The following is an 18749-nucleotide window of genomic DNA, read 5'->3' as shown; positions in this document are numbered from 1 at the left end:
CCATCTCCTCCTCGCACTCGGCCTCGGCGAGGAGTCGGGACACGTGGGCGGTGGGGGGCATCGTCGGCGGGGGCGCTTCGTTCGCCTCGCCCGGCGGTTCGCGGCCGCAGGCGGCGAGGAAGGCCCGCATCACAGCGCCGACGCCCTCCGGACTGACGCTGCGCCGGTCATCCGCGAAGAACGCGTCCGGAGCCTGCGGGCCGGTGACGATCTCGTAGGCGGGAAAGTAGATCACGTCGACCGAGCTGCGGGCGACGCTCTCGGCCGCCACCCGTAGGACTGCCTTTGCGTGGGTCGAGGCCTCCAGCACGTGGCGCCCGCCCATTGTCGCGACGAGGGGCACCGGCGACACCGTGAGGATCATTCGGACCCTTGGATTGAAGGTGCGCAGCTCCGTGACGAAGGCGCTGAGATCCTCCGTCACCTCGGCGCAGGAGAACTCAACGAAGCGGTGCCGGGCCGGATCGAAGCGCCCCGCCACGGTGCCGGGACAGGCGGGAAACACCGCTCCGTCGCGTGCGATCCACGCTTCTGTGAGCCCGAGGGTGACGATGAGAACGTCGGCCCCCGCGAAGGCTTCCCGCGTCAGCCGCAGGTGCTGGGCGGTAAGGGGCTCGAACTCCGCCTCGGTGCGGGCGGCGTAGCGTAGGCCCGGCCGATAGGGATCGACGACCCGGTCGGGCTCGCACCAGCGATCCTCGACCGGCGTGAACCGGCCGCAGGACCGGCGCAGGAGCTGGAGCAGTTGCCGGGCGGTGTAGACGTTGCCGTAGGCGGCGCTGTAGCGGCCGTAGCCCAAGGGTTCCGGGGCGATCCCCAGCCAATCGGCCAGACGCTCGGTGCGGAGGTAGCGCAGGCCGGCGCGCTCCAGGAACGGCACGAGGTTGGCGGCGAAGCAACTGCCCACGGACATGATGGCCGCGCCGTCCCGGATCAGCGGCCCGGCGCCCGGATCGGCGATGTCGCGGGGTGTCCTGTCCATGAAGGCGCGTGACCAGAACGCCCGGTCGGGCAAAGCGAGATAGGGATGGGTCATCGCTTGGCGCCGTCCCGACGAGGTGCGAAACGGCCGAGGCCAGCGGCCAGCTTCGCGCGGATCGTGTCGCCGAAGGCCACCCTGTGCCGTACGAGCAACGCGCGGGATTCCGCAAGGTCCCGCGCCAACCGGCCTCGCTCCCGGTCGAGGTCCGCCGCGTAGCGGATGACGCGGTCGGTCCTGCGGCGGGCTTCCTCCAGATCCTCGGTTACGGCGGCCACCCGGCGGTCGCCCTCTGCCCTGAGTGCCGTAGCCTCGGCGTGCAGGCGCGCGATCGCCTGGTCCGCCGCCTGATCCGCCTCGGCGCGGGGATCGGCAGGCGCGGTGCGGAGGACGAGCCGCGCGGCCGCGAGCCAGGCGCGGTCCCGACGGGTCTTGACCGCGCTCACGATCGTCTGGAACCGGTCCTCGCGCGCGAGCGCCGCGTCCAGGGTCGCCGGGTCGAGGGGCGTGCCCAGGCCTTCGGCCACGGCATGGACGAGGTCGAGGAGGGTCGGCACGATGCCGGGTCCGGGCGCACCGCAGGACGGGACGTCGGTGAACGCGTTGACGAGCCCCCGCACCAGCAAATGGCCGAAGTCGAGGGCATCGATCTCCCATTCCGCGTCGATGAAGACGGGAAAGCCGTTCCGGTGCATGAGATTGCGCGGGATCGCGTCGATGGCGCCGCCGGGAAGCGGCGTATCGGGCGTCAGGGACCCGCCATCCATGTAAAGCGCGCGCACGGCATCCCGCCAGACCGCCGCCCAAGCCACGATTTCGGCCAATGTCCAGCCGTCCCGGGCGAGCAACGCGTGCAACCCCACCTGCCACGGCGCTCCGGGGACGAAGGCCTCGTCCGGAAACCGGTTGACCACGCCGTCCACGGCGCGCGGCAGGTCGGGATGGAGCGGCGTGCGCGTCACGCGGATCGCGTCCGTCTCTCGCACGAAGCCGACGACCTTGTCGAAGGCCGGCCGGCGGCGATGGCCGAAATGCAGGGCGAGGCGCGGGTCCGGCGGGAGGGCGGCCGCCGAGGCCGCCACGGCAAAGGCGGGGGCGAGGTCACCCACGAGGCCAGCTCGGGATACGCCCGCCCAGGCGCGCGGGAGCGAGAACCGGCCCTCGCCGGGGCCGTCCGGATCGAACGCCGCCGCGGCGGCGGCGAGCACGCTCGGATCGAAGTCGTCGCCCACCACGAGTCCCCCCTCGGCGAGGAGGCTCAGGGCGAGGCGGTGATCGGGAAACGGAAACCACCAGGCCTGCTCACCGAGACCGAGGCAGGCGAGCCGGTCCCGCAGATCCCGGCGCGTGGGGAGCACGAAGCCGTCGGGCCGTGCCCGATCCTCGAGGCTGAACAGGCCGGGGGCGGACGCCGTTTCGGGATGGCCCGCGAAGTGGCGCAGGCTCAGGGCGTTTTCGACCACCACGATCAACCGTCCGCCAGGGCGAAGGCTCGCGCAGGCCCAGGCCAGGACCTGCGTCAGGCGGTCGGCCCCCTGCTCGCCCTGGGTCATCCAGGCCGCGGCCGGCGGATCGGCCAGAACCACGGTGTCGAAGCGGGCCGCCTGCGGCGCCGCATCGTCCGCGACGGCCACGCTCCGCGCCGTGTCGCGCAGGGACGCGAGCAGGCTGTCGTTCGCGGCACCGGCGACGAGGACCGAGCCGGCGAGGAGCGGTCGGAAGGGATGGAGCACGCGCGGGTCCATCCCGCAGCGGACAGGACCGGCCTCCGGTGTGACGTCACCGGATTGTGCCTGCCTATCCTGTATCGTTTGCCTAATCGTCGCAAAAGACGTTGCCACTTGTTCCCTAGTCACGGCTTCTTTCGTGTTTGCATGGACAACCGATGGCTTCGGACTTATTATTCACAGCTTCACAAAGTCAAACCGTCAGGCGCCGGTGTACAGCTCGAGCTCCAAGATGATTTTTCGTACAGGCCGAGGGGTTGGTCGGCCCAAGGTGCTCGTAACGAGTACTTTTACTGACGCGCTGAATACAAATTCTTCGATACGCCCCTGCCTCGCGGAAGCTTTCGTCGAGATCCTCGGTGCGGACCGCGTCACCATGGTACCACTGGAGCTCGCACCGGCGGCGATCCGCCAGCTCCGTCCCGATCTCGTCGTCGCCGTCGGCAGTATCGTGCCTGATGCGTCTGATCTACGCGGTCTTCGCCGCGCGGTCGACAGTATCGGAGCCGAGCTGGCCTACTGGCTGCACGATGATCCCTACGAGTTCGATTACTCGTTCAAGGCCGAGCTCACGGCGGACATCATCTTCTCGAACGATTCATGGGCCGTGCATCACTACCGGCACGGCAACGTCCACCACCTGCCCCTGGCCGCCTCGCGGGCCCGGCATTTTCGCGATCTCGTGCCCGTCGCCGGGCGAGAAACCGTGGTGTTCTTCTGCGGCGTCGCCTACCCCAACCGCGTCGCGCTGATCCGACGGGCGGATGCCGTGCTGTCGCGCCATCCCGTGGCGATCCTCGGCACCGACTGGCCCTCCGACATCCGCTGCGCCACCAACCGGCGCCTCACCCCGGCCGAGATGACCGACCACGCCGCCGACGCACGCCTGACCCTGAACATCGGCCGCGACCTCGACATTGCCAACCGCCGCTTCGCCCTGCCGCCAGCGACGCCCGGGCCGCGCACCTTCGAGGTCGCCCTGGCGGGCTCGGCACAGCTGTTCTTCGCCACGGGGCTGGAAATCTGCGACGCCTTCGAGCCGGGCCGTGAGATCCTGCTCGTCGACGGGGTCGCGGATATCGCCCGCGCCATCGAGCAGGCCCTGGACGATCCGGCCGCGATCCAGGCCATCGCCGCGCGGGCGCAAAACCGCGCCCTGCGCGAGCATACCTATACCGAGCGCGCCGCCCGGATCCTCGACCTGTGCCGCAGCACGATCGCCCTCGGCGGGCTGTCCGACGCTCCGGAGCGGCCACGCTTCGCCACCGCCCGGCGCTGACGACGAAATACGAACCCCATGGCCGATTTCTCCATCCTGCTCCTCGACACGGAGCCGGGCACGCACAACCATTACATCGTGCTCGCCATCGCCGATGCCCTGCGGCGGCATCCGCGGGTGGCGCGCGTGCACTTGGCCGGGCACGCCGACGCCCTGGCAACCTTCACAAGCGAGGGATTCGACACCCTGTTCGCCTTCGGCGGCGCGCGAAAGCACGCCCCCGTGCTCGGGCGCCTCGCCGCCCTGGCCCGGCTCAGCATCCTCTGGACCACGGAAGATCCCTACGAACTCACCGACAATGTCCGCTGCTCCACGGGCTTCAATCTCGTCTTCACCAATGACAGGGCCAGCGTCGCGGCCTACGGGGGCCGGGCGCGGCACCTGCCGCTCGCCGCGGCGAGCCTCTTCCAGGACCTTCCCGTGCTCGACCACGACCGGGACTATCTCTACGATCTGCTGTTCATTGGCACGGCGTGGCCGAACCGCGTCGAGAGCCTCAACGCTATCCTCGGGCACCTGCCGCGCGACCTCAAAGTCAAGCTCGCCCTGCCGTGGAACACCTATATCGGGCCCCCGGCTCTTCGTGATCCGGGGCTCGTCACCGACTGGCGCTGCGGCAACCGCGACTTCGCCCGTCTGGCCAACCGCAGCCGCGTTGTTCTCACCCTGCCGCGGGTGTTCTCGGCTTCCGATGCCTCCCAGGCCCAGGGCTCGACGCCGCCGCCCCGCCTGTTCGAAACGGCTCTGGCCGGCGGGTTCCAGGTCGTCGTTTCGCCCCAGCCTGAGATTCGAAACTATTATGAGCCGGAGTCCGAGATCGCCGTGTGCGCGGACGACGCGGTGGGGGCGCGTACCATCGCCGAGATGTTGAGCCGCCCTGAGGCGCGGATTGCCGCCGCTCGCGCCGCCCGGACCCGCACCCAGGCCGAACACCTCTATGACCACCGCGTCGCCGAGATCCTCAGGGCGGCCGCCAGCCTTCACCGGCGGCTCGTGCCCGTCCGGCGCCCGGCGAAACGCACGGTGCTGATGCTGAGCCACAACCGAACTGGATACCGAAGTGGCGGTGGCGTCGAGATCTACCAGGAGGCGCTGGTCGGCTTGGCGCCCGACTACGAGATTCTGTTCCTGTTTCCTGTCATCCAAGACGGGCGGTTGTCCCTACGCCTCGAAGGGCGAGGCGTCGACGAGACGACGGCATGCGGCGAGATCGGACTTCCGAAACTCACCGATCCCCATATCGAGAGCGTCTTCGAGCGCATCCTGTTCGAGCAACGGGTGGACCTCGTCCACATACACCACTTGCTCCACCTACCCCTCAGCCTGCCGCTGATCGCGCGTGCCTGCGGCGTACCGGTAGTCTACCATCTCCACGATCATTACCTCATCTGCGAGCGCTGGTTGTTGCTCGACCATGCCGGCCGCTTCTGCGATGTGGTGGCGCGCGGGCGCGACCAGTGCGACGCTTGCCTCATCGCCGCCAGCAACTTCCCGCCGGGTGCAAAGGCGCGCCGCGACGGGTTCGTCTCCCTCGTGGTGCGGGGCGTTGATGCCTTCGTCACCAGCACGACGGGCACGGGGGCGTATCTGCGGGCTTTCTATCCGGAGATCCCGGCCGACCGCATCGTTGAGATCGCGATGCTGGTCCCGGTCGAAGCCGGCCCCAGCGGAATCACGCCCGCCACGCAGACGCCGCGGCTCGAACGCGATGACGGCCCCCAGCTCACCGTCGCCATGCTCGGCAATTTCGCCGGGCACAAAGGTGGCAGCGACATCATCGAACTCATGCGGATCTGCGAGGATTACCGTATCCACTTCAAAGTGTTCGGCCGGATCGACGAGCACCATGCCGGGCGCCTGCGCGGACTCTCGCCCAACCGGGTCACCCTCATGGGTGCCTACGAGCCGCACGCCATCCACGCCCTGCTGGCGGGCTGTGACGTCTCCCTCCACCTTTCGACCTGGCCCGAGACCTACGTCATTGCCCTAACGGAAGCGTGGCAGGCCGGACTTGTGCCCGTGGCCACCGCCATGGGGGCGCTAGGCGAGCGGGTGACCGATGGTGTCGACGGCTTCCTCGTGCCGCCCCACGATCCCGGCACGGTGCGGAGCCGCCTTCTCGATCTCTACTTCGATCCGGAGCGACTGGCACGGATGCGCACGGCAGTGGCGGCCAAGCGCTTCATCACCGTGGCGGGCCATCTTGATGCAGTGCGGAGCCTCTATGAACGGCTCATGGCCGCCCACCCATGCCCGCACGACCGGGTTCCGGATCGTCTGCGCGTCACCTGCGACTTGACCCTGGCCGAACTTGGCCTGCGGGTGAACGCGCCGTCCTGGGTCCTGCGCGACATCCACTGGGACGGGACCGATGCCGGCGCTCTCGGCGCGGCCTCGCACACCCGGCCGGCGGCCCCTCTCCTCGACACCCTACTCGAACCGGACCGAACCCTATCAACGACGGTCCTGCCCGTGACCCACACGACCTTGGCCTTCGCCCGCGACGGCCTGCGCCTTGACGACCGGGAGATCGCACACCCGAGCGGGCACGACCTCGTCCTGCGCCATCTCTCGGTGAAGGGCTGGCTGCACCGCCTCGACACCCCGGCAGCCGAGCGGACCTACCTGCGGTTCACGGGAGCGGCGCGCACGGCCTACGCCGTCCTGCAGAGGGAGGAACGGCCGGACGTGGCCGACAGCCTCGGTGATCCAGGGGCGGTTCGTGCAGGATTCTCAGGGCTCGTTGATGTCGCCGGCCTCGCCCCCGGCCCGCACGCCGTCGACCTCGTCCAGGCCGGGTGCAACGGCCTCCTCGTGGCCCAAGGCCTGTTCCAGATCGTCGCCGCCGGCGAGACGGGCGGGACCCTCGTCCGGTTCGCCCGCGAGGCGAGTCCGACTTCGGCCGTCCTCGGCCCAGGATTTCGCGACCTCCGGCAGAATTTGCCCGATGCGGGCGGCGTTCTGTTAGCGACGCCGGACGACCTGTGGACTTTCGCGGCGCGGATCGAAAGCGAAGATGCGCCCGACGCCATGCCGTGCCTCCGGCTCGAACGGGAGGACGGAACCGCATGGCGGGCGCCCATCGCCCCAGCGCCGGCGGCGGACGGCACTTTCCGCCTCGTCGCCGCCCTAACCGGCCTGGATCCGGGCCGATACGCCATAGCTGTGTCAACGGGCGGCCGGGTGCATCGCGCTGCCGTTCCCCTCTACATCGAGATCGTCGCGGGTCCGGGCCGCTATCGCCATGACCGCGCTGTGCCGCCCGCCTTTCGCCGCCACTTCATCAAGCAACTTAAGCGAACGCCAACCATCGAACGCGCCGTACGGGCGACTACGGCCGAGTTTGGCGGACTCGTGGAATGCCGCGGGTGGGCCTTCGCGCGGGGGCTCGGCGACGTCCTGTGCACCTTCGCCCTTTGGGACGACACCATGGGCCGGCCTCAGGCCTGTATCTCGGCGCGCCTCGCCCGCTCGGACATCGCAGCCCACCTTGGAACGCCTCAAGCCCTCTACGGCGGCTTCGAATTCGGGGTTCCCGGCAGCGCCCTCGAGGCCGGCCGCGTCCGTGTCTTCCAGTGCTACCGCCGCCGCACCGTGCAATTCATGGGCTTCAATACCGCATTGCAACGCGTCCTCAGCTAGCGGCTTCCAGGAAGTAGCCTGCTACGCAACGAGGACTTTGATCACCACCCGATAAGTCGGCGTGGCGGTGAAGGTGCCCGTCAACGGACCAAGTGCAATGCACGAGGGGTTATGGCCGGCCGGAAACACCTGGAAAGACGGATCGCTCACTCCGGTTGACGATGACCATGGCGCCGGCCGCTGCGACCGCGAGGTTCAGGGCGAGCAACCCGCGCAGGCGCGGCGTCGCGAGGTAGATCCGAAGGCCGCGCGTCGTCCGGTCGTAGATGCCGCCTTGCCGGTCGGATCGGGTGGCGGTCGGCAAGGTCACGGACACCACCAATGCCGCCGAGCACAGGAAGCCGACGACCGTACCGCCGAACAGCGCGTTGTAGGGCACGACCGTCGGGAGAAGGACCGCCAGCGTCGGGCTGAGCAATTTCTCCAGGTCGTTGGCGAGGCGCGAGAGCGAAAGGGCGTGGGTGTAGTCGCGTTCGTCCGGTAGGATGTCCGGAATGGTGGCCTGGAAGGCCGGGGTGAACGCCGCCGAAGCTGATTGCAGGAGGAAGATCAGGGCGTAGACCTGCCAGACCTGATCGACGACGGGCAGCGTCAAAGCGATAGCGGCGCGGACGAGGTCCGTGCCCACCAGGAATGCGCGTCGTGGCAACCGACCCGTGAAGGCCTGGGCCACTGGGGCGACGAGGACGTAGGCCACCATCTTGATGGCCAGCGCCGTGCCCAAGACCGTGCCTGCGCGATCACCCGCGTCCGGAATGCCAGAAGCCCGAGGGCGACCGTGAGCAGGCCCGTGCCGATCAAGGCGATAACCTGGGCCGCGAACAGATGGCGATAGGTGCGATGGTCGAGGACGCTCGGCATCGGATCCTTAAAGGTACTTCGCCAGGGCCTTGAACTCGGCCAAGGCCTCGGTTGCCCCCTTGGCGCCGTTTTCCATCCCGTGCCCGAGGCAGTGCTCCATGTGGTCCTGGATCAGGACGCGCTTGGCGTTGGTGATTGCGCTCTCGACAGCATGGAGTTGCTGGGCGAGGTCCACGCAGGCTCGCCCTTCCTCGATCATGGCAATGACACCGGCGAGATGACCGTAGGCACGCTTCAGGCGCTTGACGATGTCGGGGTGGGAGGCGTGTTCCATGTCAGTGTCCGATCCCCCTGGAGGGGATGGGGGCAATGCGGGATCTCGGCTATTCCGTACCCCGTGGGGAGTGGAGGTCTTAACGACCTTGCCTCGGCTAGCCCCCGGCGCGTCGCCATAGTCGCCACCATGGCGATGCGCAGGCGTCGGAGGATGCATGGTTCAAGCGAACGACCTTATCACGCCCGAGATGCTGGCACGCCTGCGAGAGGTCGCGAACACTCTCGTCGACAGGGCGCAGGCACGCTTCCGCGAGACGGTGGTGCCGATCTATGGCAGCAAGGAGAATGGTCGGCCGGTCCACATCAGTTCGGCCGTCCTGCTCGACCTGAGGGGCCATAAGGCCCTGCTGACGGCAGCGCACGTGATCGACGAGAGTCAATCTACGACGCTCTAGCTTGGCGTCGGGGATGGCCTTGAGAAGCTCGAAGGCGGGTTCTCGGCGACCGCAGCGCCTCATGGCCGCGCCCGGGATCACTACGACTTCGCCTTCCATTTCCCGGCGGAAGACCTCGTCGCCAAGGTGAGGGGCCGCTTCGTCGGAATGGATGAGATGTCGATATCCGCGCGGACGGAACGAGGTCGCTACTACTCGGCGCTTGGCTGCCCCAACTCGAAGAACCGAACGTACAACCCCGAGAAGCGGTCGGTGAAGGCGCGGCTCTTCACATACAGCGACATCCACAAGGTCGATCCCGAGATCGCCGCGAAGCTTCCAGGCGACGGCGACCATCACATCTTCATGACATACGCCAAGCGCTCGCGCGACGACGAGGGCAATGTCGTCAACTCCACCGCGCCCAAGGGGATGAGCGGCGGGGCCGTCGTGGATGCCGGGCGTCCGGTCGACCTGAACGTGTTCTTCGGCGGCGAGATACCCGTGCCGATGCTTGCCGGTGTCGTGATCGAGTTGAAAAGGAAGAGGGTGCTGCTCGGCGTCCGGATGGAGGTGATCCTGCCGGAGCTTCTTGCGGCGCTTCCGAAGGTCTAAGCGACCTGAGACCCCTGATCACGTCGCCGCACGATCAGCTATCGGACCGCCGCAGTGGGCCAGGCATCCTTCGCTCCGTCGCCAATGGCTTTCCACAGGCAATTTTTGCGGGGACAAATCGAGGACAAATGCATTTTTGTTACAACCGAAAACCCAGTCAAAACAATCAGTTATGAGGGGTTGTCGTAAATGGCGGAGACGGAGGGAGGCTCCGCCAAATTCCGCGAGTTTTGGATTTCCAAGGGTTTGCGCCAAGCCCACTCTCTGAAGCTCACAACGAATTGTACCAGGGTTCTGACCCTAGGGAAGAGATGATCGCATCGCTGCCAAGACTGATCGAACCGGTGATCAAAGGCCTGAGAGGGGCTAAGGATTGAAACTCCTTTGTGTGGCGACGCCTCCTCGGCACAATGAATGGGTTCATGCCGAAGTTCGTATGATCGCTGTCTAGCCCGAGCAAATTCGGCAGGCTTTCCGAGTGCGCGGTTCAGGGTAGCTTTCCAGGAGCTTGAAGCCGCCTCCGATAAACGTCCGGCAGCTCGCCCTTCTGCAAACGATGCTTAATGCACGGAATATTCTGACATAGACCAAGAGTTTTGCTCTGGATGAAACTCAAGGACCATTTGGTACCGACTTCGAGTTTGAGCCCCGAACCCGTTCTGGGCATCAACGAAAGAGTCTACGTAGAAAGTACATCCGGTTCGGTGGAGCGTTTTAATCCCAGGTTCAAGCATTGAGGATGGCCATTCAGCCTTACCAGGTGCACGCAAGCGGGTGGCAACGAACTCCTGAGAAGTGAGATACGCTCCAATTTCACCGATAGATGGGCGCTGAGGATCAGAACGAGGGGAGCATGTTTCTGCTCTCCTGCTTTCTGGCGTTTCGGGAGCACAAGATGCGATAATTAAAGCACAATACATCAAGCCGAGCACGCTAATAACTCGGGGAAAATTGCGCTTGCGATGCATCGATCGGCCTTATGAAGTCCATAATGTAGGGTACCTTAGGCACAAAATGTACCTATGGTGAAGTGATGACTCGGAACAAATCGTTCCGATGGAGATTTTTGCGATACGTCTGCGCGCTCGGGCGGAAGAACTCGGGATCGCACATGCGGAGGCTGCGCGGCGCGCTGGCCTCTCGGAAAGGCGTTACTCACATTACGTGAACGGCATTAGGGAGCCGGACCTTGCGACGCTGGTGCGCATCGCTGGGGCGTTACGGACAACCCCGGATTGGCTTTTGGGAGTAGCCGAACCGGGTCAACCCTCCCCACGATCCGTTCTTTTGGACCGTCTGAACTCAGCTGCCGACGCCCTTATCGATGAGATTCTGGAAATCGTCGTGGTTCAGTCCGAGGCGTTGGCGGCTAAGCACCGGCCGCGAGTCCTATCGGAATGAGGCAGCTCGACCAGTTTGGTTGATTCCGCCAGCAATTTTTCCACCAATTTTCGGCGCCGAGCAGCGACGTTCCTGCGCTCATTTCCCCACGTCCTCAGGATTCACCGTGGCGGATCGATGCACTCTCAAAGCATAGTGAAGTTAATTCTACACTAGTCAAAAATGGGCCCTATGCCTCTAATTCGCCAAGCTATACAACCCCCCCCAGGAGCCGCTGAGCAGGCGGAATGTTCTCTGAGGGTCGCTGCGCGGCGAGGATCGAGGGCAGCTCGTCGAATCTTGTGGTGTAACGTGGCGAGCGCATCGATGCACAAACCGAGCTCCTAACAGCCGATTGGCCCATCAGGGCGTTGCTTGGCATATCACCGGGTCCTTATGTTGCCGTGGCCGTGCGGTATCACCACACAAAAATCGCCTCGGCTGGCCTTAGTCGTTGCAGCTATGGACGCTCCCTTAAGGCACATTGCCCTTGAACGTGGATAATTTTTGGTCGAGGAAGCAAGCGTGGCACGGGGACGGAAGCCGGGAACAAAGAAGACCGGGTCAGAACCGGTCAAATCAACGTCGGACTTTAGCACAACGCTGTGGGCTGCAGCCGATAAATTGCGTGGCAATATGGATGCTGCCGAGTATAAACATGTTGCACTCGGCCTGATATTTCTGAAATACATCTCGGACCGTTTTGAGGAGCGGCGAGTTCGAGCCCTGATCGATCCCGAGGAGGTCGATCTCGTGGACGAACGTGACCTCTATGTTGGCGACAACGTCTTCTGGGTTCCCGAGAACGCCCGGTGGGGATTCCTAAAGGCGCACGCCACAAGCACTGAGCCGACAATCGGCGCATTGATCGATCGCGCCATGATCGACTTGGAGGCCGAAAACTCGAGCCTCAAGGGCGTACTGACTAAGAACTACGCTCGCCCCGAGCTGGACCAGACAAAGCTCGGCGAGGTGATTGCACTGTTCACCAACCTGACCTTTAAGGACGAGCACGGCGGACAAGACGTGCTTGGCCGCGTCTACGAGTACTTCCTTGGCCAGTTTGCCATCGCCGAAGGCAAGCGCGGAGGGCAGTTCTACACGGCCGGCTGCGTCGTCCAATTGCTCGTCGCGATGATTCAGCCGTTCAAGGGGCGGGTCTATGACCCTTGCTGCGGCTCGGGCGGGATGTTCGTACAGTCGGAGCATTTCGTCGAGGCGCATAACGGCAAGCACAACGACGTCTCGATCTTTGGCCAGGAGTCGAACCCGACCACATGGCGGCTCGCCAAGATGAACCTATCGATCCGGGGCATCGAGGCGAATCTCGGCTCTAAATGGGCCGACAGCTTCCACGAAGACCTCCACCCTGGCCTGAAAGCCGATTTCGTGCTGGCCAACCCGCCCTTCAACGACAGCGACTGGGGCGGAGAACGACTCAGGACCGGAGACCGCTGGACCTATGGTGTCCCTCCGGCCAGCAACGCCAACTTCGCCTGGGTGCAGCACTTCATCCACCACCTTGCCCCGCACGGCGTGGCAGGGTTTGTGTTGGCAAACGGGTCGCTCTCCAGCCAGCAGTTAGGCGAGGGCGAAATCAGAAAGAATATCGTCGATGCAGACCTCGTGGACTGCATCGTTAGCCTGCCGGGCCAATTGTTTGCGACAACGCAAATTCCTGTCTGTCTGTGGTTCCTGGCGCGCGACAAGTCGAACGGGCTCGTGCGCGATTTGAAGCTGCGCAACCGCCGTCGAGAGACATTGTTTATCGACGCGCGCGGGCTCGGCACAATGGAGAGTCGGACGCTAAAGGTGCTGACCGAAGCGAACATCGCCAGAGTCACGAGTGCCTATCATTCCTGGCGGGAGACGGGCGGTGGCTATGCTGATGAGGCAGGGTTCAGCAAAACGGCGACAACGGCCGAGATCGCTACACAGGACTACGCGCTGACACCCGGCCGCTATGTCGGAACAGCTGCGGCGGAAGCTGACGACGAGCCGTTTGAGGAGCGTATGGCGCGACTGAACGCAACGCTAAGGGCGCAGATGGTGGAAGGTGCGCGCCTGGACGAGCGCATCCGGCAGGTGCTGGCCGGAGTTGGTCATGGCTGGTGAGTGGGGCGTTCAAACTTTTGCCGAACTCATCGGCGGACGAGAGAACATCATTGGCGGGCCATTCGGCTCTAACTTGACCCAGGCCGACTATACTACAATAGGAATTCCAGTAATCCGTGGCAGCAATATGGAGCAAGCCGGAAGGTACATCGCCGGGCCGTTCGTATATGTTGGCGCCGAGAAAGCTGCTCGGCTAGCATCCAATCAGGTCGAAGCTGGCAATATTATTGTCACTCAAAGGGGTACGATGGGGCAAGTTTCCATCGTTCCGAGCGAGCCCTCAACTAGATATGTAGTTTCACAGAGCCAGATGGGAGTGCGGGTACAAAAATCAGATCCGCTGTTTGTATACTATCTTCTACGCTCGACAGCGTTTCTTAACTTCCTCGACGGGGCCACCATTCAAACGGGTGTTCCGCATATTAACATGGGGCTTCTGCGCGCTTGGAAGGTAGCAGCGCCCGACGTTCAACAGCAAACGCGCATCGCGGAACTGCTGGGCGCTCTCGACGAGAAAATCGAATTGAATTGCCGCATGGCTGAAACGCTCGAAACGCTGGCGCGAGCACTCTTTCGAAGTTGGTTCATCGACTTCGACCCTATTCGTGCCAAAGTCAAAGGCGAGAAGACCGGGTTGTCAAGCGACCTTGAGGCCCTGTTCCCGGACAGCTTCGATGAGGAAGGACTCCCAATCGGGTGGGGCTTAAGCCCATTGCGGGAGCAGGTTTGTATTTTGTCTGGTGGAACGCCGAACAAGAGCGAGCTGGCCTATTGGGGGGGTAACATCCCATGGGTTACCCCGCGCTCGATGGTTAGTTCGCATGTGAGCGAAACTCCAGACTCTGTCACGCCGGCCGCTATCGGCAACGGCACGCGCATAGCGCCTGCTGGTTCGATATTGGTAATGGTGCGGGGTATGGGCCTTCATCAGGGCGTGCGGGTCTCACAGGCTCGATGCGACGTGAGTTTTAATCAGGATGTTAAGGCGCTGGTGCCTGCGAAACTGGACGAGAGCTATTTGCTTTACGCCGTTCTCGACCAACAACTTCTGTTGCGGGCTAAGGTGCGCGCTGCCGGCCATGGCACAGGCGTTTTACCCACCGACGCACTCGATGCCATTAAGATACCCATCCCACCGACAAGGGCGCATGAGGGCTTGTTCCGGCCGTTTGGCGTCATCAACGAGCGTGTTGCGCTCGCCAGATCGCACGCGCAGACCCTAGCCTCCCTCCGCGACACGCTTCTACCCAAACTTATCTCTGGTGAGCTACGCATCGCGGACGCCATGGATCGGATCGCAGCTGCATAATGTTGTCCTACAGGCTTCAAATGCTCCACTCCTTGATGGAGAATCACCCAGATCGAGCGGCTCGTCTTAGGGTTCACGTTGAGGCGTTGGAAGCGACGATTACTCGCGAGCCTGACCGTTGCCTTGAACGGGTTAGGGCGTTGTTCGAAGCTACGCAGCTGACCATAGCTCCTCAGCTCGGACTTGCCTTTTCGGACGGTGATGAGTTCTCGACCCGAAATCGGCGCGTCTTTGAGGCGCTCGATTTTACGCTCAAGGATCACCCGGATGCTGAGCGCGTTGACAAAGCGATCAAGAAGCTAGTCGGAAGCATCAACGGAACTATCGGGGCGCTAGCCGAACTCAGCAATATCCCCGGCATGCGCCACGGCGGCTCGCTGGACTGGAGCACGCTTCAGCGCCAGCACGCGAGAATGCTTGGCGGCCTCTGTGACACACTGATCAGTTTCTTATTTGACGTAGCTTGGACCAGAGCCGCAGGAATGTTGCCTGAAGTCACAGTTAGCAGCTATGACGACTTCGAGCTGTTCAACGTATCGCTGGATGACGAGTACGGCGACATCGAGATCGCGGGCTCTACGTTTCAGCCGAGCCGTGTCCTCTTCGAGCTAGACACCACCCAGTACGAAGCCGCGCGGCTCGAATGGGAGTCAGAGCAGGAGGCCGCCGCTTTCGATCGAGAGGCAGCCGCATGACGGACCAGTACCTCACCATTGCCGAGCCCAGCGTTTCGGGTTTCCGTGAGGAGACGGTTGAACTGGCGGCCTTATCATGGTTTGAGCTGATCGGCTGGCGCACGGTCGCAGGCGACTACCTCGCCCCGGACGGTCCGATGGGCGCGCGAATTAGCTATCGGCAGGCTGTGCTTGAGCCTGAATTGCGAAGCGCCCTAGCGACGCTAAACCCTGATGCGACACCAACCATGATAGATGTGGCTGTCCGCACTGTGCTGGCGACGCCAAGTCAAGACCTCGTCGAAAACAACCGAGCCTTCCATCCGTTGCTGTCCTCCGGGGTTCCGGTCGATGTGAACGAGGATGGACAAACGCGCACCATCGGCCTGCGCCTACTTGATCGAGCAAATCCCGCCGCCAACCGTCTGCTCGTCGCCAACCAGTTCATCGTTCAAGGCGAACGTGACACCGTCCGAGCCGACGTGGTCGCCTTCGTCAACGGTCTGCCGCTCGCACTGCTGGAGCTGAAGAGCCCTACCGACGCGCACGCGACCCTGCAACGAGCTCACACCCAGCTACAGAACTATCGTGAAAAAGCTCCCGAGTTAATGCGCTTCAACCAGGTGCTAGTTATAAGCGACGGCGTTCAAGCACGGATCGGCTCGCTGACGGCCGGTCTCGACCGGTTTGCTCCCTGGCGCACCATCGACGGGTCAACCCTCGACGACACCGGCCGCTCAGAGCTTGAAGTGGTGATCCGAGGCGTGTTCGCACCCGAGCGATTCTTGGACCTCCTCGTCGATTACATCGCCTTCGAAGTGGTCGACGGTGTGGTCAAATCCAAGAAGCTGGCCGGCTACCATCAGTTTCACGCCGTGCAGAAGGCGCTTGCGTCCACGGTCGACGCAGCAGGGACAGGGGGGCAGCGGCGAGGGGGCGTGGTCTGGCACACTCAGGGGTCGGGCAAATCGCTCACCATGCTTTTCTTCGTGCGCCAGCTTCAGCTTGCCAAGGCGCTCAAGAACCCGACGATCGTGGTTGTCACGGATCGAAACGATCTTGACGATCAACTGTCTGGCACGTTCAACGCCCATATCTCCGCTCTGCGAGGCACACCAACACAGGCGGACAGCGCCGCCGAGATGCGCCGTCTATTGACCGTAGACATCGGTGGGCTCGTATTTACCGCTATCCAGAAATTTCGCGGCGAAGAGGGTCAGCACGAGCTACTCACCCCACGCAGCAACGTGGTTGTGATCGCCGACGAGGCGCATCGGAGTCAGTATGGGTTCAAAAAACGCTTCCTGATTGCTGACGATGGCGTTCATGAGCAGGTCGGCTTCGCAGAGTATCTTCGGCAGGCGCTGCCGAACGCTACTTTCGTGGGGTTTACAGGGACACCGATCGACGCCAAGGACCGCAGCACGATCGGCGTTTTTGGCGAAGTGATCGACACTTACGACATGACGCAGGCCGTTGCCGACCGGGCGACCGTCCCGATCCACTACACTGCCCGGCTGGCGAGACTCCGGCTTAATCTAACCGATGAGGAACGGGCCGAGCTAGACGCGCTTGCCGAGGAACTGACTGAGGGTGACGACGCCGCGATCGAGCGCGGTAAGAGCAACCTGACCCGGTTCGAGGAGATCGTTGGTTCTCCCGATCGTATTGCCCAAGTCGCTGCCGACATTGTTGAACACTTCAATAGTCGTAGGGAGGCGATGGCGGGCGGCAAGGGCATGATCGTCACGATCAGCCGTAGGGTCGCTGTTGAACTGTACGACCATGTCGCCGCGCTAAGGCCGGACTGGATTTGCGCTGATCCGCGAGATGACGCGGCCGGTATGCTGAAGGTTGTCATTACCGGAAACGGAAATGCTGACCCTTTACCGCTGCAATCGCACCTGCGTTCCAAAAAGCGTCTAGAGAAGCTCGCTGAGCGTTTCAAGAAACCGAACTCGGGTTTCGATTTAGTCATCGTCCGCGACATGTGGCTCACGGGGTTCGACGCGCCCTCCTTGCACACTCTCTACATCGATAAGCCTATGCGCGGGCATGGGCTGATGCAGGCTATCGCCCGTGTTAACAGGGTTTGGGGTGACAAGCCGGGCGGACTGATCGTCGATTATCTCGGGATCGGCGCAGAGCTACGGGCAGCCCTCGCCCAATACACCGCGCGAGATCGCGATCAGGTTCGCCTCGATCCCAACGAGACCGTGCGCCAGACCCTCATGCGGCTAGAGAGTGCGCAGGCGCTCCTCGATGGTAGTCCGTGGCGTGATTTCTTCCCCGCTGGACCTACCGGGCGACTAACAATCCTTAAGCAATGCTTGGAACACGTGCTAGCCAGTGATCGGCGCGAGGAGTTCGTCGAAGCCGCTATCAAGCTAGAGGTGGCCTATGCGCTGAGCGCGGGCGACGAGCGCGTTACGAGTCGTCGTGACGAGATCGCCCTGCTCGCCGCCATTCGGGTCAACCTGATGAAGTATACGTCCGCTTCGGGACGTGGGCAGGCGGGCATCGAGCAGGAAATCCGCCAGTTGCTGTCGCGCGCCGTGATGGCGGATGGCATACTCGATGTGTTCAAGTCGGCTGGCCTCGACGAGCCCGACCTTGCGATCCTCTCCGACGAGTTTTTGGCCGAGGTTGGTCGGACCACGGAGAAAAACCTCGCCGTTGAGACGCTACGGCGCCTTCTTGCTGACGAGATCAAAGCCCGGTCTCGATCGAACATTGTTGAGGCCAACAAGCTCAGCGACCGGCTTGATGAAACCCTGAGGCGCTACCACAATCGTGCCGTTGACAGCGTCCAGGTAATCGAAGAGCTAATTGCCCTTGCCAGAGACATCAGTGCGGCGAACGCTCGGAGCACCGAGCTAGGCCTAAACACCGAGGAGTTGGCCTTCTATGACGCGCTCGCTGAGAACGGTTCGGCCAAGGTATTGATGGCTCATGACCAGCTTCGCGTCCTGGCTCAGCTGCTGGTTCAGACGATCCGCAACTCGGCCACCATTGATTGGACGCGAAAAGAGAGCGTTCGAGCAAAGATGCGGATTGAGGTCCGCAAGCTCCTCGCCCGATACGGGTATCCTCCTGATCTTCAAAAGGTGGCCGTGGACCTTGTCATTCGGCAGGCCGAAGTGCTGGCGACTGGGTGGAAGTAATCAATTTTCAACCCTTACAGCAATGCCCCTGCCGCATTTCCAACGAACAGCTCACCATCGCGAACGTAGCGAGATAGTACGGCATCGCTCGCGTGGCCCGTCTGTGCGCGAATCTTAAAGGTCGATACTCCTGCCTGAACGGCACTCGTGGCGAAACCAGCACGTAAACTGTGACCTGAGTACCCGTTGGGGTCGATACCGACAGCATCGAGCCGGTCTCGGATCACTGTCCGTCGTCAGATGATTTGGGACATTCAGCGGTGTTCAGGAGCGGAGGCTCTGGTCCATCTGGGGTGAGAGGTTAGGCGGCCTGCGCGTGGTGGCGCAAGCGGCGATCCATCAGGGTCTGGCGCT

Annotated in this window: 12 protein-coding genes and 1 pseudogene; 9 read left to right on the top strand and 4 right to left on the bottom strand. The window is 63.4% G+C overall.

What is annotated here, in order from left to right:
• The coding region (locus FV218_RS17695) for a GSCFA domain-containing protein (protein ID WP_147710937.1) at positions 1 to 1036 on the bottom strand (1036 nt) is incomplete at its 3' end.
• Positions 1033 to 2712 carry a hypothetical protein gene (locus FV218_RS17690; protein ID WP_147710936.1) on the bottom strand — a complete coding sequence of 560 codons (1680 nt, stop codon included), beginning with the start codon at positions 2710 to 2712 and terminating at the stop codon, positions 1033 to 1035. The genes FV218_RS17695 and FV218_RS17690, both read right to left, overlap by 4 nt.
• A 370-nt stretch (positions 2713 to 3082) precedes the next feature.
• Between FV218_RS17690 and FV218_RS17685 the strand changes: the two genes are divergently transcribed.
• On the top strand, positions 3083 to 3985 hold the full coding sequence (locus FV218_RS17685; protein ID WP_246685163.1) for a glycosyltransferase: 903 nt from the start codon (positions 3083 to 3085) through the stop codon (positions 3983 to 3985).
• An 18-nt stretch (positions 3986 to 4003) separates the two neighbouring features.
• A complete protein-coding gene (locus FV218_RS17680) occupies positions 4004 to 7627 on the top strand; it encodes a glycosyltransferase (protein WP_147710934.1) in 3624 nt (1207 codons plus the stop codon).
• Positions 7628 to 7781: 154 nt separating this feature from the next.
• Here the strand turns inward: FV218_RS17680 and FV218_RS17675 are convergent.
• Positions 7782 to 8488, bottom strand: a pseudogene (locus tag FV218_RS17675) (MFS transporter); the annotation flags it as partial.
• A 7-nt stretch (positions 8489 to 8495) separates the two neighbouring features.
• Complete coding sequence (locus FV218_RS17670; RefSeq protein ID WP_147710933.1) at positions 8496 to 8762, bottom strand: metal-sensing transcriptional repressor; 267 nt, start codon at positions 8760 to 8762, stop codon at positions 8496 to 8498.
• Between the two features lie 157 nt (positions 8763 to 8919).
• On the opposite strand from FV218_RS17670, the gene FV218_RS17665 reads away from it, so the two are divergent.
• From FV218_RS17665 to FV218_RS17630, 7 genes are all read left to right on the top strand, one after another.
• Complete coding sequence (locus tag FV218_RS17665) at positions 8920 to 9159, top strand: hypothetical protein (protein ID WP_056088269.1); 240 nt, start codon at positions 8920 to 8922, stop codon at positions 9157 to 9159.
• Between the two features lie 156 nt (positions 9160 to 9315).
• Positions 9316 to 9753 carry a hypothetical protein gene (locus FV218_RS17660; protein ID WP_147710932.1) on the top strand — a complete coding sequence of 146 codons (438 nt, stop codon included), beginning with the start codon at positions 9316 to 9318 and terminating at the stop codon, positions 9751 to 9753.
• A gap of 1056 nt (positions 9754 to 10809) precedes the next feature.
• Positions 10810 to 11154: a helix-turn-helix transcriptional regulator gene (locus FV218_RS17655; protein WP_147710931.1), complete on the top strand. Its 345-nt coding sequence runs from the start codon at positions 10810 to 10812 to the stop codon at positions 11152 to 11154.
• A 486-nt stretch (positions 11155 to 11640) separates the two neighbouring features.
• Complete coding sequence (locus FV218_RS17645) at positions 11641 to 13248, top strand: class I SAM-dependent DNA methyltransferase (protein ID WP_147710929.1); 1608 nt, start codon at positions 11641 to 11643, stop codon at positions 13246 to 13248.
• Positions 13238 to 14557: a restriction endonuclease subunit S gene (locus tag FV218_RS17640; RefSeq protein WP_147710928.1), complete on the top strand. Its 1320-nt coding sequence runs from the start codon at positions 13238 to 13240 to the stop codon at positions 14555 to 14557. Before FV218_RS17645 ends, FV218_RS17640 begins: the two co-directional genes overlap by 11 nt.
• Before the next feature lie 140 nt (positions 14558 to 14697).
• On the top strand, positions 14698 to 15252 hold the full coding sequence (locus FV218_RS17635) for an abortive infection family protein (protein WP_187273093.1): 555 nt from the start codon (positions 14698 to 14700) through the stop codon (positions 15250 to 15252).
• The gene (locus FV218_RS17630) at positions 15249 to 18395 is read left to right on the top strand and encodes a type I restriction endonuclease subunit R (RefSeq protein WP_147710926.1); all 3147 of its coding nucleotides are present in this window, start codon (positions 15249 to 15251) and stop codon (positions 18393 to 18395) included. The genes FV218_RS17635 and FV218_RS17630 overlap by 4 nt, the downstream gene beginning before the upstream one ends.
• Positions 18396 to 18749 lie beyond the last annotated feature (354 nt).

It is taken from the genome of Methylobacterium sp. WL69 (assembly GCF_008039485.1).
In the GTDB taxonomy this organism is placed as follows: Bacteria; Pseudomonadota; Alphaproteobacteria; order Rhizobiales; family Beijerinckiaceae; genus Methylobacterium.
The sequence above is the reverse complement of the archived record's forward strand: the minus strand, read 5'-3'. Positions and strand labels throughout refer to the sequence as shown.

Coding starts and splice junctions, on each gene's coding strand:
- FV218_RS17630 (WP_147710926.1), top strand. CDS start 15,249: ATGACGGACCAGTACCTCACCATTGCCGAGCCCAGCGTTTCGGGTTTC.
- FV218_RS17685 (WP_246685163.1), top strand. CDS start 3,083: ATGGTACCACTGGAGCTCGCACCGGCGGCGATCCGCCAGCTCCGTCCC.
- FV218_RS17680 (WP_147710934.1), top strand. CDS start 4,004: ATGGCCGATTTCTCCATCCTGCTCCTCGACACGGAGCCGGGCACGCAC.
- FV218_RS17660 (WP_147710932.1), top strand. CDS start 9,316: ATGTCGATATCCGCGCGGACGGAACGAGGTCGCTACTACTCGGCGCTT.
- FV218_RS17640 (WP_147710928.1), top strand. CDS start 13,238: ATGGCTGGTGAGTGGGGCGTTCAAACTTTTGCCGAACTCATCGGCGGA.
- FV218_RS17665 (WP_056088269.1), top strand. CDS start 8,920: ATGGTTCAAGCGAACGACCTTATCACGCCCGAGATGCTGGCACGCCTG.
- FV218_RS17670 (WP_147710933.1), bottom strand. CDS start 8,762: ATGGAACACGCCTCCCACCCCGACATCGTCAAGCGCCTGAAGCGTGCC.
- FV218_RS17655 (WP_147710931.1), top strand. CDS start 10,810: ATGGAGATTTTTGCGATACGTCTGCGCGCTCGGGCGGAAGAACTCGGG.